The sequence below is a fragment of the Marinobacter flavimaris genome, assembly GCF_045057155.1.
Classification (GTDB): domain Bacteria; phylum Pseudomonadota; class Gammaproteobacteria; order Pseudomonadales; family Oleiphilaceae; genus Marinobacter; species Marinobacter manganoxydans.
Genome location: NZ_CP171359.1, coordinates 739,539 through 756,642, shown reverse-complemented (window position 1 = coordinate 756,642; position 17,104 = coordinate 739,539). Strand labels below are relative to the sequence as shown.

Here is a 17,104-nt window from a genome sequence, read left to right as displayed (position 1 = left end):
TCTCAGCCTCCTTCAGGCGGTTCAAGCAGATCGATTCCGGCATCGTACACAGCGTTCAGGAAGTCAACCAGAACCACTGCCGACAGGCCCCAGATCTCGTAGCGTTCCCAACGGTAGCAGGGTACGTAAAACGTATGGTTCAGGAAATCCAGAGCATCTGTGCGCTCCCGCCTGTCTTCCAGAAAAAACGATAGAGGCACGCGGAATACACTTTCGATTTCATGGGGGTTTGGCTCCAAAGGATGATCTCCGGGAATCACACCAACGTAAGGTGTAACTAGAATTCCGTAGCGGGACATCACCTGACTGAGCGGCGCAATTAGTTGTACTTGATCCGGCGGCAATCCGATCTCTTCATGGGTTTCACGTAACGCCGTTGCTGCCAGAGACGGATCTTCCGAATCCCTTTTGCCGCCGGGATAGGCGACCTGCCCGCGATGGGTGCTCAGATTCTCGGACCTGAGCGTAAAGATCATCTCCGGGTTTTTCAGATCGTCGGTTACCGGAACCAGTATGCCTGCCTCAGGATAATCCAGGGCCAACTGGCGCGGTGCATAGCCGGCCAGGCGCTCGGCAAGTAAATCACGCAATGTTCATCTCCACGGTACATCCGGAGGTTGGATGAGACAGAGGCAGCCGGGATCGTTAAACTGACTACCAAACCAATTTAAGTATACGGGGAAAATCATGAAGTACTGCAGCACATGCGGCCATCCGGTTGAACAACGCATCCCCGAAGGCGATAACCGTCACCGCTATGTCTGTGTCAGCTGCGATACCATACATTACCAGAACCCACGCATTGTCGCCGGCACGGTGCCCGTGTGGGAGGGCCAGATACTGCTGTGTCGCCGCGCTATCGAACCTCGCTATGGTTACTGGACGCTGCCTGCGGGTTTCATGGAGAACGCCGAAACCACCATCGAGGCCGCGGAGCGGGAAACGATGGAAGAGGCGCTTGCAGAGGTTAACATTGAAGGCCTCTATTCCATCATCGACGTCCCGCACATCAATCAGGTTCACATGTTCTACCGGGCCACACTGAAAGACGGTCAGTTTGGTGCAGGTGAGGAGTCCCTCGAATCCAGACTGTTCGGCCTGGACGAGATTCCCTGGGAAGAAATCTCGTTCCCGACCGTCAAGCGAACCCTGGAACTTTTCCTGTCTGACTACAGCCGCGAATCCTTCGGGGTTCACGTGAGTGATATCCGCCACCCCATGGCGAAAGACCGCAAGTAGCGCGGGCGACTACAATTCCTCCATTCGATAGATTTCGTAAGCGGGCTCCTCGTATGGGTGGGCCTGCTTGAGTGCCGCGAGAGCATCCTTTATCAGCTCGTCGGCGCAAACCAGCTCAACCTTGTATTCATCCACCGCTTCAATCTCCCCGGCATGACCGAGAAACGGATCGCTTCCTTCAAGCGGACGAAACTGCCCTCTTCCAAGACATTGCCAGGCACAGGAATCGTAATCACCGATTCGACCGGCGCCGGCATCGAACAATGCCTGTTTGGTTTTTTCGACGTGAGTCTCCGGAACGAAATAACACATCTTGTACATCGAAAAACCTCCTTCAGGTCGGATATTTTTTGTACAGATTAATAGCTTAGATACTTACCCACAGAATCTGTGGATAACTCTGGGGAAAGTTTTTGGGAACACGCCCTCAAACCCCGTAATCACTGCACTTCCGTTAAATTGGCGACAAAATCACCTGATTCATTTATTCTATATTTTTCAATTGGTTATGACTTTTGAGCAAAAGTTGAACCAAATTCCCGCTCTTTGTGCACAGAACAAACAGGGAGGCACCAGCAATGTGCATAAAAATACTGAGTCAAGGGGATTTTTGCCATTTTTGCCGATTTTTTCCCTTGAAAAACGCCCAAAAAAAGGGCGCAAAACAAAAAAGCCGGCTTTGGAATAAACACTCATGTTGAGCGCACCCAAAACCGGCTTGTCACTGGAACGGAAAATCAGCCGAACCAGCGTCTCGCATTTCGGAACATGCGAATCCAGGAACCATCTTCCTGCCATTCTGAGGGGCGCCAGGAATGCTGGACAGCCCTGAACACTCGCTCGGGATGCGGCATCATGATGGTGACCCTGCCATCGCGCGTCGTCACACCAGTAATACCGGCTTCGGATCCATTCGGGTTGTAGGGATAGCGTACGGTCGCCTGCCCCCGATTATCCACATAGCGCAGCGCCACCAACTCGTTCTCGGAGAGAGCTTCTGCCGAGGTGCCGCTGGCAAACTCAACCCTGCCCTCGCCGTGAGCAACGGCAATCGGCATACGGGAACCGGCCATGCCATCCATGAACGCCGACGGTGACGGCATCACCTCAGCCATAACCAGGCGCGCCTCAAACTGCTCGGACTGGTTGCGTACGAAACGTGGCCAGCCCTCACTTCCCGGAATCAGTTCGTGAAGATTGGAGAGCATCTGACAGCCATTGCACACACCCAGCGCCAGCGTGTCCTGGCGATTAAAGAACGCCGCAAACTGGTCCCTGACGCGATCGCTGAACAGAATCGACTTGGCCCAACCCTCGCCAGCGCCCAGAACGTCACCGTAGGAGAAACCGCCACAGGCAACCAGGCTGTTAAAGCCTTCCAGCGTAACCCGGCCGGAGAGCAGATCGCTCATATGCACGTCGACAGAATCGAAGCCGGCACGGTCGAATGCGGCTGCCATCTCAACCTGACCATTGACACCCTGCTCCCGCAGAACCGCAACTTTTGGACGGGCTCCCTTGTTGATATAAGGGGCAGCCACGTCGTCGTTGATGTCGTAAGAGAGTTCGGCGTGGAGACCGGGATCCTCTGCGTCAAGCAGGTTATCGAATTCTTCACGAGCGCAATCGGCGTTATCCCGGAGCGACTGAACACGGTAACTGGTCTCGGACCACAGGCGCTGGAGCTCCACCCGGGATTCATCCACCACAGTGCTACCTTCGAAGGTCAGGCGAAGGTTGTCAGTATCATTCGGGCTACCGATAACACTGATGTAATCCCCAAGACCCGCGGCAGAGAACTGCTGCAGGACAAAACCGGTGTCTTCCCTGCGTACCTGGATGACGGCACCCAGCTCTTCATTAAAAAGTTCCCGGGCAAACTGACTGCGATCCTCGGCGAGGCCATCCAGCTTGATATCAACCCCACAGTGGCCGGCGAAACACATTTCAGCAAGGGTGACGAACAGGCCGCCGTCTGAACGATCGTGATAGGCCAGGAGCTTACCGTCGCTGTTCAGACCCTGAATAACCGCAAAGAAAGCCTTGATGTCCTCCGGGTCATCCAGATCCGGTGCAACTGCACCGACCTGACGGTAAACCTGAGCCAGAGCGGAGCCCCCGAGGCGGTTCTGGCCAGCAGCAAGATCCACGAGGATCAGATCTGTCTCGCCAGCATCCTTGACCAGCTGGGGAGTCAGCGTCCTTGCAACATCAATAACCGGTGCAAAACCACTGACAATCAATGAAAGCGGTGCAGTCACGCTTTTCTGTTCGCCGCTGTCTTCTTCCCACATGGTCTTCATGGACATGGAGTCCTTGCCCACGGGGATCGTGATTCCAAGCTCCGGGCACAATTCCATGCCTACGGCGCGAACGGTCTCGTAGAGATTCTCATCTTCACCCGGGTGGCCAGCAGCGGCCATCCAGTTTGCAGAGAGCCGGATATCGGCCAACTTGCCGATCGGCGCTGCCGCCATATTGGTAATCACTTCACCGACGGCCATGCGACCGGACGCGGGCGCATCGATCGTGGCGACCGGCGTGCGCTCGCCCATGGCCATTGCTTCACCGGTGCGAACATCGAAGGAGGTGGCCGTCACAGCCACATCAGCCACCGGAACCTGCCAGGGCCCAACCATCTGATCCCGAGCAACCAGGCCGGTAATGGTCCGGTCACCAATGGTGATCAAAAAGCTCTTGGAGCCAACAGACGGCAGACGCAGAACGCGGCGAATGGCATCATCCAGATCGATTTTGGTGGAGTCGAAAATGGGCTTCGTAAAGGAAGCGCGGCTGACACTCCGATGCATGCGCGGCGGTTTGCCGAACAGCACTTCCATCGGCAGATCAACCGGCTTGTCGTCGAAGTAGGAATCGCCCAATTCCAGATGATGAGCTTCTGTCGCCTCGCCTATCACGGCATAGGGGCAGCGCTCGCGGCGGCACAGGGCGTCAAATTGCTCCAGGTTTTCCGGAGCCACTGCCATCACATACCGTTCCTGGGATTCGTTACACCAGATTTCCAGCGGAGACATTCCCGGCTCGTCACTGGGAATGTCGCGAAGCTCGAATTTACCGCCGCGACCGCCATCTTTGACAAGCTCAGGCATAGCGTTGGACAGACCACCGGCGCCCACATCATGGATGAACGCAATAGGGTTCCTGTCGCCCATCTGCCAGCAGCGGTCGATAACTTCCTGACACCGACGCTCCATCTCGGGGTTGTCCCGCTGCACTGACGCAAAGTCCAGATTTTCGTTACTGGAGCCCGAGTCCATGGACGAAGCCGCACCACCGCCCAGACCGATCAGCATGGAGGGCCCACCCAACACGATGAGTTTCGCGCCCACCGGGATATTGCCCTTTTCAACATGCTCCTCACGAATATTGCCAAGACCACCGGCAATCATGATCGGCTTGTGGTAACCGCGGACTTCTTCGCCGGCGGCTCCGGGCACTTTCTCCTCAAAGGTCCGGAAGTAGCCCGCCAGGTTGGGACGTCCGAATTCGTTATTGAATGCCGCGCCACCAATAGGCCCTTCAATCATGATGTCGAGCGGTGAAGCGATGCGTTCAGGTTTGCCGTAGTTGATTTCCCATGGCTGGGGATCGTCCGGCAGATTCAGGTTTGAGACTGTGAAACCAGTCAGACCCGCTTTGGGCTTGGAACCCCGGCCGGTAGCACCTTCGTCGCGAATTTCGCCGCCGGAGCCCGTGGCGGCGCCGGCGGCAGGAGCAATCGCCGTCGGGTGGTTGTGCGTTTCCACCTTCATCAGAATATGGATTTCTTCTTCGTTATATCCGTAGACACCCGTCTCGGGGTCCGGGAAGAAGCGGCCACCACGACTACCCCGAATAACCGAGGCATTGTCCTTGTAGGCCGATAGCACGCCCTCGCTGTTCATTTCGAAGGTATTCCGGATCATGGCGAACAGGGATTTTTCCTGACCCTCGCCGTCAATATCCCAGGACGCGTTGAATATCTTGTGGCGACAATGCTCGGAGTTCGCCTGGGCGAACATCATGAGTTCCACGTCGGTCGGATCCCGTTCAAGATCCGTGAAGGACTTAACCAGGTAGTCAATTTCATCTTCGGCAAGCGCCAGCCCCAGGCGCGAGTTGGCTTCCACCAGGGCATCGCGGCCACCGGCGAGAACTGGCACCCTCCCCAGGAGCCGAGGCTCTTCATGGCTGAACAACAGCTCTGCGCCGCCCATCTCATGAAATACTTTCTGAGTCATGCGGTCATGCAGCAGCGCTGCGATTTTCTCGCGTTGTTCCAGGCCAAGCTTGCGCCCCGAACGAATGTAATAGGCCGTGCCCCGCTCAATCCGATGTATCTGCCGCAAGCCACAGTTCCGGGCGATGTCCGTTGCCTTGCTGGACCAGGGCGAGAGCGTGCCGGGGCGAGGCACAACCAGGAAAAGCACGCCGTCAGGCTCTTCCACCGGCACACTCGGGCCATAGGTCAGGAGCCGGTCCAGAATAGCTTGCTCCGCGTCCGAGAGGTCTGCCTCCAGGTCAACAAAGTGCATGAACTCAGCATAAACATGCTCGATTTCAGGCACGATATCCTGAATCCGGGAATGCAATTTGCGGGAGCGGAATGGCGAGAGCGCGGGAGCGCCGCGAAGTTCAAGCATGATATCAACCTGTATCGCGCGAAACGGGGAAGTCTGGGTGCAATTTGAAAGGCCGACATGATACTCGAAAGCGGGGTCAGGATACAGCGCTTGAGGCGTTAATCCCGGGCTGTACAATTAACATTGTTTTGCACATTAATTAACCAGCTTTATTGACCAGGCCTCCGACACCAAGGATCATTGAATGTGTGGAAAGGAATTCCACGCTCAGGATAGACAAGGTTGCGTGGCTTTATGCGACGCTACAACCAGATGATCCAGCAGTGACGGAGTCCATGGACTTGCCAAAGATATTTGCTGCTTTCAAAAGCGCATCCGCCGGGATTGTTTTCTTCCTCGGCACTGCCCTGATACTGACCGGATGCTCACAGCCCAGCACTCTCCAGGAAATCCGTGATGAGGGGGTGCTGCATGTGATTACCCGGACGGCGCCGTCTATCTATGTGGAAAGTGAAGACGGCCCCACCGGCTATGATTACGAACTGGCAAAACTGTTCGCCGAGGAACTTGGCGTAAAGCTCCGGGTCCGCGTTGCCGATAACAACACAGAAATCCTGTCCGTTCTGGAAAAGAACTACGCCCACTTCGGGATGCTCGGGCTCTCCAGGCAACCCCATACTGCCAATCAGTATCGCACCGTAGCGACCGGCATCACCGCCCAGTCGATCCTGGTTTATAACCGCGATGTCGAGCGGCCTGAATCATTACAAGACCTGATCGGGAAAACGGTGCACGTGGTATCCGACAGCAACCACGAGCACCGCCTGAATGAAGCCCGCCGGGAAAACGCAGAGCTTGAATGGGAGGTGCATCCCGGACTGGACGCCGCGGGCGTTCTGTCCCGCGTTGAAAGCGGCGAATTCCCCTACGCAATGGTTTCCTCCAACGAGCTCGACCTTAACCACGTATTCTACCCGATGGTGAAGGAGGCCTTTACCCTTGGAGAACCCGGTGAACTGGCCTGGTTTTTCCCGTCAGCGCAGGATGATTCCCTGGCAAAAGCGGCCCGCCAGTTCCTGGAAAGTCTCGAGACCAACGGAACATTGGCCCAGATTTCCGAGCGCTTCTATGGCCACCTTGATCGACTGAATTACGTGGGTGCCCGAACCTTCATGCATCATGTGGAGAACCGGTTGCCCAAATACGAGTCGCTGTTTCGCGACTATGCCCGCGAGTTCAACATGGACTGGCGACTGCTCGCAGCCATTGGTTACCAGGAGTCCCACTGGCGCCCCAATGCGGTATCGCCCACCGGGGTCCGTGGACTGATGATGCTGACCAGGAACACCGCCAGCCATATCGGCATCAATAACCGCCTGGACGCCGAAGAAAGCATTCAGGGCGGCGCCAAGTATTTCCGGATCGTGCACGAAAAAATCCCGGAACGAATCCCGGAGCCAGACCGCACCTGGTTCGCCCTCGCCTCCTACAACGTGGGTTTCGGGCATCTGGAGGACGCCCGACGACTTACAGAAGGCGCGGGACGAGACCCTGACCGGTGGATGGACGTAAAGGAATTCCTGCCGTTACTGGCCGAGAAGGAATGGTATACCAAGACCCGCTTTGGCTATGCCCGGGGCCACGAACCGGTGATCTACGTCCAGAATATACGGCGCTATTACGATGTACTCGCCCGGCTCAACCAGCCGGGTATCCCGGCGACCGAAGCAGAGGAACAGATCGTACAGATGGAGGAAAGCCGGGCGCCGGAAGGCCGATCAGGCGAGCTGCAAACGGACGGAAAGCTCAGGGCCGGCCTGCCCGCAGAACTGGGCATGATACCGCCAACCCTTTGAAGAATCTGACTTCCGCCGGCTATTCGCTACGAGCCTCGAGCGCGCGCTCCACCTGACTGGCGGAAAAGCCCCTACGATTCAGAAAACGCGCCTGCCGCACTTTTTCGTCCCAGTCGTCACTCAGATCCGCCAGGCCAAAACGCTTATCGCGGATACCGATAGCTCGCTGACACCAATCCTCCTCCGCCATCTCGGCAACACACTCCGGAGTCTTGTGGACCCCGCGCTGCTGAAGTTCGCCAAGAATCCGTAGCGGTCCGTAACCAAGGTCCATTCTTTGGCGGGCGTAGACGTCAGCAAACCGATCATCGTCTAGCCAACCCTCTTTCTCGTAATCATCCAGAACAGCGTTAATAATGTCGCCCGGCAGCTTTCTTTGGCGGAGTTTAAGGCTTAACTCGAGGCGACTGTGCTCGCGCCTGGCAAGCAACCTGAGTGCCGTTGCCCGGGCCTTGTAATCCTGATCGTTGTCATTTTCCTGTTTTGCCATACAGACCCTTTCCGCACACGCATACAAAACGCTAGACTAGCCGCGAATTTTTCCTGCTGGCCAGCACCTCAGGCTGACCAGTCAAACTACCCGGTATCCCTGACCGGATGCCGACGGCCGGTGGCGGCACAACTTTGCCCGACACCGTGAACTGGTTTCAACACCCAAGGATACTCTTATGGCCGCGTTCATCCAGAAACTGTTCAAATCCCGCAAGACAACCGAGGCAACGCCAAAACAGCGGAAAGCCACCCAGCCAGAGCCTGTCGAACAGGAAGATACCCGGACTGACCGGAGGGAAGAACAGCTCAAAACACTGGAGAGCGCACCATCCCAGGATGTCCTGGCCAAGCTTGCCATTGAGGGCGTTACCGCGGATATCCGGCAGTCCGCTGCAGGCAGACTGACCGACGAAGCCAGCCTGCAGGACGTGCAGAAACAGGCCAAAGGCCGTGACAAAGGTGTCTACCAGATCGTTAAACTGGCACTGCAGCAGCGGCGCGAAGAACAGGCCCGGCTGGACAGCATCAGCCAGACCATCGCTACCCTTACCCGCCACGCGCAGGATCAGGCGAAGAGTGACGATACCAAGCTTTATGGGGCCCGGCTCGATGCCCTGCTGAAACAATGGACAGAGGTGGAAACACACGCCTCACCGGAACAGGCCCAGGCCTTTCTCGAAGCGGTTCACCTGTGCAAAGAGCGCATTGCGGCCCTGCAATCTGCGGCGGAAGATGAAAAGCGCCAGCGCGAGCAGAAGCTGCAACGTCAGGAAACCCTGGATCTGCTGACCCGCACACTGGACGAGCTCAAGTCTCAACCGCCTGAAACACTGCCCTCACTGGCGTCCCTGGATGCACTCCAGAAAACCCAGGAAAACCGCTGGCTGGAAGCAACCCGGGATACGGCAGTGGAGAAGCAGGAACAGAAAGCCTACGAAAACGCCATGCTGGCACTGCGCAATTACCTGAGCTCTGTCCGTCGGATTACCCAGGAACGGGAAACCATCGTCGAACTTGGCGCACTGCTCGAGCGCGCAGACGATGCCACCGACGAGCAGCGTGCCCAGGCAAAGACACTGGTTGCCGAGATCAACTGGCCGGAAGGCTATCCCATCCCGGCACTACTGGAGCCATTGCGGAAGCTGGCCGGCAAACGCAAGAAACCGGCAGAGCCCCGAGTTGATCAGGAGCAACAGAAAGCTCTGACGACTCGCCTCGAGGCCGAAATCAGGCAACTGGAGGAGGCTCTGGAGGCCAAACAGCTGAAAGAATCCAAACAGCTCTTCAAAACGGCACAACAGCACTTCCGGGATCTGGACCAGCGCCACGCAAAACCCTATCAGGCGCGCATGCAGCTGCTTACCGGGCAATTGCGTGAACTCTCGGACTGGCAGGGCTTCGCCACGGAACCCAAGCAGATTGCCCTGTGCGAGCAAATGGAATACCTGGCAGAGCAGCCAATGGATCCGGAAGCAAAGGCCGAGCGAATCAAGGAGTTGCAGAATGAGTGGCGCGATCTCGGCGGCTCTTCAGATCGCTCGCTGTGGTCCCGGTTCAAAGCTGCCTCGGACAAGGCTTACGAGCCCTGCAAGGCCTACTTCTCTGCCAAGTCCGGCCTCAAACAGGCCAATCTGGAAAAACGGTCCGCCATTTGCCAGCAGCTCGAAAGCTTCCTGGACAATGCCGACTGGTCTTCCATCGACTGGAAAGCCGCGGAACGAATCCACCAGACCGCTCGCCAGGAGTGGAAAGAGGCCTGGCCAGTGGAATTCCGCGACAATCGGGGCGTTCAAAAGCGCTTCGATGAACTGCTCAAGAGGCTGGAAGCACCCCTGGACGAGGAACGGCGCAAGAACGAAGGCCTGAAACAGACGATCGTGGACAAGGCCCAGGCCCTGGTCGAACACGAGCCGCTTCAGGAGGCCATGAACCAGGCCAAGGCCCTCCAGGGAGACTGGCAAGCCATCGGAATCACCCGCCATCGGGAAGACCGCAAACTATGGCAGGCGTTCCGAAAGGCCTGTGACCAGATCTTTGCCCGCCGTGATGCCGAGCGCTCGGAACAGCAGCAGGCATCACGGGCCGCCGACGAGACGGCGCAAGCAGGCCTGAATCAGGTTTCAGGAATATCCCCGGAAAGTGACGAACAGGCAGTCACTGCGGCCCTGGCGACGCTCAAGGATATTGATGCCGCTACGCTCTCAAAAGGCGTCAGGGAACAGGTCCAGCAAGAAAAGCAGCGGCTGAGCAAGATTCTCTCGGCTCTGAGATTGCAGGCAAAAATGGCTTCCTGGCAGTCTCTGGTGATGGCGGCCACAGCGGGCCAGTCCGGGAGTGAATCAGCGCCTCAGCACTGGGCTGCGCTGGCCGAAACGTCAGACGCCAGCGATCCGGTCGAGCTGGTGATTCGCGCAGAAATCCTTTGCGGCGTGCCCTCCCCCGAAGCCGATCAGCAGCGCCGCATGGAAATCCAGGTTCAGCGCCTTGCCAATGGCATGGGTTCCGCCGACAACAGCACGGATCAAATGCAGGATGTAGAGAAACTGCTGGCAGCCTGGTGCCTGGGTGGCACTGGCAAAAACGCGGACACGGAGCTCGCTGAGCGACTGAACAGGGCCATCGCCAATCTGAACGAGGCCTGAGGCGCCCAGCGGTCTACTCCCGCTGATGTTCCCTGACGAATTCCCTGGCTTCCTTTACGGCGGCCAGGGATTTCTGTTTCATCTCCTTGAGTTCCTCGTCCGCCAGGTAAAACATCATATCGATTGAATGCCGGTAATACCGTGTGGGCAGTCGGTTGAGAGCCACGCACATAACATCGGTCAGATAGTCCGCTGTGTCAGACTCCTCCCGCGTTGCCTCGATGGCATCCACCACCAGCCGCTCGTAGAAATTGTCGATTGCATCTCGCAGAGACATGGCTTCCGCCTCCCGAATTCGTCTGCGGTTTCTAACACCATAGAAGCTAGCCCCCTCCTTGTCATGGTTCATGAGCAATTTCGCCAATGCGATTGGCAGCCCGCGTCATTACCCCCTGCAACCGCAACCGGCTATGGTTGTGTCATCGGTAAATCAAACCCGAAAACAATATGACCAGAGGACAAGCAATGACCACCGAGGCTTATATCTTCGATGCAGTCCGCACCCCCAGGGGGCGCGGAAAAAAAGACGGATCACTTCACAGCGTCAAACCCATCTCGCTGTTGACCACGGTGCTCCATGCGCTGCAGGAGAGGAACAGCCTGGATACCGCCCAGGTGGACGACATTGTGATGGGCTGCGTGACCGCCGTGGGTGACCAGGGTGCGGATATCGCCAAGACGGCAGCGCTGGCCGCTGACTGGGATGAAAAAGTGGCGGGCGTCACCCTGAACCGTTTCTGCGCCTCCGGATTGGAAGCCGTGAATCTGGCGGCCATGAAAGTTCGCTCTGGCTGGGAAGACATGGTGGTTGCCGGCGGCGTGGAGGCCATGTCCCGTGTGCCCATGGGCTCCGACGGCGGAGCCTGGGCCACAGATCCGGAAACCAATCTGCATACCGGTTTCATGCCCCAGGGCATCGGCGCAGACCTGATTGCCACCCTCGAGGGCTTCAGCCGTGAAGACGTTGATGGCTTTGCCGTGAAATCCCAGCAGAAAGCGGCCAATGCCTGGCAGAACGGCTACTTTGCGAAGTCCATCATTCCGATCACTGACCAGAATGGCGTGGTGATCCTTGATCGCGATGAGCATGTGCGTGGCAACACTTCCCTGGAAAGCCTTTCCGGCCTGAAACCCTCCTTCCAGATGATGGGCGAGATGGGCTTCGACGGTGTCGCCCGGGAGAAATACCACTACGTGGAGAAGATTAACCACGTTCATCATGCCGGCAACTCCTCAGGTATCGTCGACGGTGCCACCGCCATGCTCATCGGCAGTGAAGCCAAGGGCAAAGCCATGGGGCTGACGCCGCGCGCTCGCATCATCGCCACGGCCGTGACCAGCACAGACCCCACCATCATGCTCACCGGCCCCGCCCCGGCAGCGCGCAAGGCACTGGAAAAGGCGGGCATGACTGCCGATCAGATCGATCTGTTTGAAGTGAACGAGGCCTTCGCCTCTGTGGTTATGCGCTTCCAGCGGGAACTCTCGGTTCCCGGCGAAAAAGTGAACGTGAACGGCGGGGCTATCGCCATGGGCCACCCGCTGGGTGCCACCGGCGCCATGATCCTTGGCACCCTGCTGGATGAGCTGGAGCGGCGCGAGCTGCGCTACGGCCTGGCCACACTGTGCGTCGGTGGCGGCATGGGCATTGCCACCATCATTGAGCGCGTCTGAACCCGTCCACTTTTCCAGGAGAACCAATTATGAGTGCTATTCGTTACGAACTGGGTTCAGACCAGATCCTGACCCTCACCATCGATATGCCCGGCCAGTCCGCCAACACCATGAACGCTGCTTTTCGGGACGCCCTGTCGGAAACCGCCGCAAAAGTGAAGGAAGACCTGGATAACATTCGCGGCATCATCATTGCCTCCGCCAAAAAGACGTTTTTTGCCGGCGGCGACCTGAAAGAACTGCATAAGGTCACGCGCGAAGACGCCGGGACTTTCGAGGATATGGTCAACGGCCTGAAATCGCACATGCGGTTTCTGGAAACCACCGGAAAACCCGTGGTGGCAGCCATCAACGGCTCCGCCCTGGGTGGCGGCCTCGAGATTGCCCTCGCCTGTCATTACCGTGTCGCCATCAATGACGACAGCATTCAACTTGGACTGCCGGAAGTGACTCTGGGCCTGCTGCCAGGTGGCGGCGGCACCCAGCGACTGCCTCGAATGATTGGCCTGGAGGCAGCCTTCCCGTTCCTGATGGAAGGCAAAAAGGTAAATCCGAAAGCTGCGCTCAAGGCCGGCATTATCAACGAACTGGCAGATTCTGCCGACGATATGATCACGAAAGCCCGAGCGTTCATTGAGGCCAACCCGAAATGTCAGCAGCCGTGGGACCAGAAAGGCTTCAGGTTCCCGGGTGGCGCGCCCCACCATCCTGCCATGGCGCAGAAGCTGGCGATCGCTCCGGCCATGCTGAAGCAGAAGACCAAAGGCTGCTATCCGGCCCCGGAGCGCATACTTTCTGCTGCCGTTGAAGGCGCTCAGGTCGATTTCGATAACGGCAGCCTGATCGAGACCCGGTATTTTGCGGAACTGGTGATCGGCCAGGTTGCCAAGAACATGACCGGCACCTTCTGGTTCCAGTTGAACGCCATCAAGGCGGGCGGCAGCCGCCCCGAGGGCGTTGAGAAAGAAACCTTCCGCAAGGTGGGTGTTCTGGGCGCAGGCATGATGGGCGCAGGTATCGCCTATTCAACGGCGACACGGGGTATCGATGTGGTGCTGAAAGACGTCTCCGTTGAAAATGCCGAAAAAGGCAAAAGCTACTCGGAGAACCTGCTCGCCAAGAAGGTCAGCCGTGGCCGAATGACGGAAGAACAGAAGGCAGACATCCTGAGCCGCATCAAGGCCACCGATTCGTCAGACGATCTGGAAGGCTGTGACCTGGTGATCGAGGCGGTCTTCGAGGACAGTGGACTGAAGGCAAAAGTGACCCAGGAAGCGGAACCCAAACTGGTGGCAAACGGGATTTTTGCGTCCAACACCTCAACCATCCCCATTACCCAGCTCGCCGGAGCCTCTGCGAACGCCGAGAACTTCATTGGCCTGCATTTCTTCTCACCGGTCGACAAGATGCAGCTGGTAGAAATCATCGTCGGCGAAAAAACCTCGGATGAAACCCTGGCGCGCTCGTTTGACTACGTTCAGCAGATCGGAAAGATTCCCGTGGTGGTCAACGACAGTCGAGGGTTCTTTACCTCGCGGGTCTTTGGGACCTTCGTCAACGAGGGCATCTGCATGCTTGGCGAAGGTATTCATCCAGCGAGCATTGAAAACGCGGGGGTGCTGGCCGGTATGCCCGTCGGGCCACTGGCGATTTCCGACGAAGTCAGCATGACCCTGATGCAACACATCCGGGATCAGAGCAGGAAGGATACCGAAGCCGCCGGCGGAACCTGGAATCCCCACCCAGCGGAGGCCGTCACTGATGCGATGGTCAACGAACATGGACGCAAGGGCAAGGCTGCGGGCGCGGGCTTCTACGAGTACCCTGCCAACGGCAAGAAACACCTCTGGCCGGAGCTGGAAACTCTGTTCGTGAACGCGGAGAAGGCAAGAACGGTCAAACTGCAGGAGCTGAAAGACCGGATCCTCTTCATTCAGGCCATCGAAACCGTTCGTTGTCTGGAGGAAGGCGTATTGCGAACGGTAGAGGATGCGAATATCGGCAGTATCTTTGGCATTGGCTATGCGCCGTGGACCGGTGGCGCGATTCAGTTCATCAATCAGTATGGCGTGAGAGCATTCACGGAGCGGGCATCGGCGCTCGCCGAGACCTATGGTGAACGCTTTGCACCACCCAGACTGTTGCAGGAAAAGGCGGAAACGAACACACCGTTCGCCTGATTCAGCCTCTGCACGTCTGCTGCCGGGAGGATTTACCGATTCTCCCGGCAGTTTCCCCGTGTGCAACACGCCTCAACCCCGATGATCCCTCAGTTACGAACGTGGCGTCTTCATGGACAGATTGTCACGATCCGATACGCCCTGCCTATGGCATCGGGTGTAGTGCTTGCCTACAATAAATTTAATAAGTCACGGGTAGACACTCCCTCGCAAACCGAGGGGCTACCAACACCGTCGGGTAAGCATTTATGACCATCGCGGAAAGAATTATGGCTCGTCGCTCTTCGGCCGGATCTGTTCGGTTCGGGGTGTGCAAGGCAATGACTGTAGCATTGCTGCTGTCTGCGCCACTGGGGCTTCATGCGAACGTTGAAACTCCAGACGTGTACGAGCCAGTTGCACCGACGATTGATCAGGCGCGAGCCAATATCCTGATCGCCCGTCAACTGCAGTTTACCCACTTCCGGGACCTCGGAATCAGCGATGAACTCTCCGGAGATGTGTTTGATGCCTACCTGGATTACCTCGACGGGCAGAGAATCTATCTTTCGCAGGACGACATTGCGAAGTTCGACAAAATCCGCACTCAACTCGGCTCTGCCCTGAAAACAGGTCAGCTTCAGCCCGGATTCGATATTTACAATCTGGTTCAGCAACGGATTATCGAGCGCCTCCAGTTTGCTCTGGAAACAATCGACAAGGGCATCGACACGCTGGATTTCTCGGCCAACGAAAGTATTCTGGTCGACCGCTCGAAAGCGGACTGGGAATCGAACGCCGAGGCCCTGGACGATCTCTGGGTCAAGCGCATTAAAAATGCGGTGCTGGCTCAGCGCCTGAACGGGGCAGAAGACGAAGCCATCGTTGAAACCCTGCGCCGCCGCTACGAAGGCCAGTTGAAGCGCGCGTACCAGGCCCGCAGTGAAGATGCCTTCCAGGCCTATATGAATGCGTTTACCGGCATGTGGGACCCGCACACGTCCTACTTTTCGCCGCGCACCTCAGAAAACTTCAATATCAACATGAGCCTTTCACTGGAAGGCATCGGTGCTGTGCTTCAGTCGGACAACGAATACACCAAGGTGGTGAGACTGGTACCCGGCGGGCCCGCCTCCAAGCAGGGTCAGCTTGAGCCCGCAGATCGCATTGTTTCTGTCGCACAGGAAGACGAAAAGCCGGTGAATGTGATCGGTTGGCGTCTGGACGAAGTGGTGGATCTGATTCGTGGGCCGCGCAATTCGACCGTCACACTGGAAGTGATTCCGGCCAATGCCTCCGACGAGACCATTACCGAGACCATCGCCATCAAACGCGATGAAGTAAAGCTGGAAGAGCAGAGCGCCAGCAAGGACACCATACGTCTTGAACGTGGTGGCAAGGAATATACGATTGGCGTCATTACCATCCCCACGTTCTATGCGGATTTCCAGGCCATGCAGGCTGGTGACCCGAATTACAAGAGCACGACCCGCGATGTCCGCAACCTGATTGCGGAGCTCGAAGCCGACGGCGTTGACGGCCTGGTGATGGATTTGCGAAACAACGGCGGTGGTGCGCTGCACGAAGCCAATGATCTGGTCGGCCTGTTTATTGACAAGGGCCCCACCGTTCAGATTCGCAACGCCAATAACGATGTGCAGGTACTCAATGACGAGGATCCTTCCGTGGCCTACAACGGGCCTCTGGTGGTACTCACCAACCGCATGAGTGCGTCAGCGTCCGAAATTTTCGCCGGCGCCATCCAGGACTATGGCCGCGGACTGGTTGTCGGTTCCCAGACCTTTGGTAAGGGCACCGTTCAGGCTGTGCGTCCCCTGAACCACGGGCAACTCAAGATCACCCAGTCCAAGTTCTATCGGGTATCCGGCGGCTCCACGCAACACAAAGGGGTTATCCCGGACATCGAGATTCCTTCTCGTATCGACAAGACCCGCATCGGTGAGGACGCCCTGGATCATGCCCTGCCCTGGGACCAGATCGAGGCCGTGCCGCATACACGCTACTTCGATTTCAGCGGCATTATCGATGAGCTTCGCAAGCGGCACGAAGAGCGGTTCTCAACCAACCCTGAGTTCAGCCTGCTGAAGCAGGAGATCGACTTCCTGACCAAACAGCGCGCCACCGACAGCGTCAGCCTCAACCTGGAAGAACGCCGCGCTGAGCACGAACAGATTGAACGCACACGGCTCACGATCGCAAATGCCCGTCGTGAACTGAAAGGCCAGACACCGTTCGAGTCGCTGGAAGACCTTGAAGACTGGCAAGACCAGCAGGCGGCGGACCTGAATTCCACCGATGAGGAGCTGGATTTCGTGATACGGGAAGGTGGACATATCATGGCCGACATGCTGGACCTTGATAACCGCATGGCATCGATCCTGGATCCCCAGCAATTTGCGGCACAGTCTCCGGCCGCCGCAGTGACACGTTGAACAGGC

Annotated in this window: 11 protein-coding genes; 6 read left to right on the top strand and 5 right to left on the bottom strand. The window is 57.4% G+C overall.

Annotated features, from left to right (window positions below):
- Nucleotides 1–2 precede the first annotated feature (2 nt).
- Nucleotides 3–590, bottom strand: coding sequence for a CoA pyrophosphatase (locus ACGK9W_RS03600; RefSeq protein ID WP_008171474.1), 588 nt, complete (start codon nucleotides 588–590; stop codon nucleotides 3–5).
- Nucleotides 591–687: 97 nt separating this feature from the next.
- Between ACGK9W_RS03600 and ACGK9W_RS03595 the strand changes: the two genes are divergently transcribed.
- Entirely contained in the window at nucleotides 688–1,239 is a 552-nt protein-coding gene (locus ACGK9W_RS03595; protein ID WP_008171471.1) for an NUDIX hydrolase, read from the top strand.
- Between the two features lie 9 nt (nucleotides 1,240–1,248).
- Here ACGK9W_RS03595 and ACGK9W_RS03590 read toward each other — a convergent pair whose 3' ends face one another.
- Nucleotides 1,249–1,560, bottom strand: coding sequence for a YqfO family protein (locus ACGK9W_RS03590; RefSeq protein WP_053114894.1), 312 nt, complete (start codon nucleotides 1,558–1,560; stop codon nucleotides 1,249–1,251).
- Between the two features lie 416 nt (nucleotides 1,561–1,976).
- Nucleotides 1,977–5,882: a phosphoribosylformylglycinamidine synthase gene (purL, locus tag ACGK9W_RS03585; protein ID WP_288365852.1), complete on the bottom strand. Its 3,906-nt coding sequence runs from the start codon at nucleotides 5,880–5,882 to the stop codon at nucleotides 1,977–1,979.
- 275 nt (nucleotides 5,883–6,157) lie between these two features.
- Between purL and mltF the strand changes: the two genes are divergently transcribed.
- Nucleotides 6,158–7,678, top strand: a complete 1,521-nt coding sequence (gene mltF, locus ACGK9W_RS03580) for a membrane-bound lytic murein transglycosylase MltF (RefSeq protein ID WP_104272199.1) — start codon at nucleotides 6,158–6,160, stop codon at nucleotides 7,676–7,678.
- A gap of 19 nt (nucleotides 7,679–7,697) precedes the next feature.
- Here mltF and ACGK9W_RS03575 read toward each other — a convergent pair whose 3' ends face one another.
- Nucleotides 7,698–8,168: a regulatory protein RecX gene (locus tag ACGK9W_RS03575; protein ID WP_053114891.1), complete on the bottom strand. Its 471-nt coding sequence runs from the start codon at nucleotides 8,166–8,168 to the stop codon at nucleotides 7,698–7,700.
- Between the two features lie 178 nt (nucleotides 8,169–8,346).
- Here ACGK9W_RS03575 and ACGK9W_RS03570 point away from each other — a divergent pair, with 178 nt between their 5' ends.
- Entirely contained in the window at nucleotides 8,347–10,812 is a 2,466-nt protein-coding gene (locus tag ACGK9W_RS03570) for a DUF349 domain-containing protein (RefSeq protein WP_273155976.1), read from the top strand.
- 13 nt (nucleotides 10,813–10,825) lie between these two features.
- On the opposite strand, the gene ACGK9W_RS03565 is transcribed toward ACGK9W_RS03570, so the two are convergent.
- The gene (locus ACGK9W_RS03565; RefSeq protein ID WP_008171465.1) at nucleotides 10,826–11,089 is read right to left on the bottom strand and encodes a late competence development ComFB family protein; all 264 of its coding nucleotides are present in this window, start codon (nucleotides 11,087–11,089) and stop codon (nucleotides 10,826–10,828) included.
- 188 nt (nucleotides 11,090–11,277) lie between these two features.
- Between ACGK9W_RS03565 and ACGK9W_RS03560 the strand changes: the two genes are divergently transcribed.
- The 3 genes from ACGK9W_RS03560 to ACGK9W_RS03550 all read left to right on the top strand — a co-directional run bounded on the left by ACGK9W_RS03560 (nucleotide 11,278) and on the right by ACGK9W_RS03550 (nucleotide 17,098).
- Nucleotides 11,278–12,486, top strand: coding sequence for an acetyl-CoA C-acetyltransferase (locus ACGK9W_RS03560; RefSeq protein ID WP_092034067.1), 1,209 nt, complete (start codon nucleotides 11,278–11,280; stop codon nucleotides 12,484–12,486).
- A gap of 29 nt (nucleotides 12,487–12,515) precedes the next feature.
- Nucleotides 12,516–14,666 (top strand): 3-hydroxyacyl-CoA dehydrogenase NAD-binding domain-containing protein, encoded by a 2,151-nt coding sequence (locus ACGK9W_RS03555; RefSeq protein ID WP_008171463.1) that lies wholly within the window; start codon nucleotides 12,516–12,518, stop codon nucleotides 14,664–14,666.
- Nucleotides 14,667–14,914: 248 nt separating this feature from the next.
- Complete coding sequence (locus tag ACGK9W_RS03550; protein WP_104272204.1) at nucleotides 14,915–17,098, top strand: carboxy terminal-processing peptidase; 2,184 nt, start codon at nucleotides 14,915–14,917, stop codon at nucleotides 17,096–17,098.
- The last annotated feature ends 6 nt before the right edge of the window (nucleotides 17,099–17,104 follow it).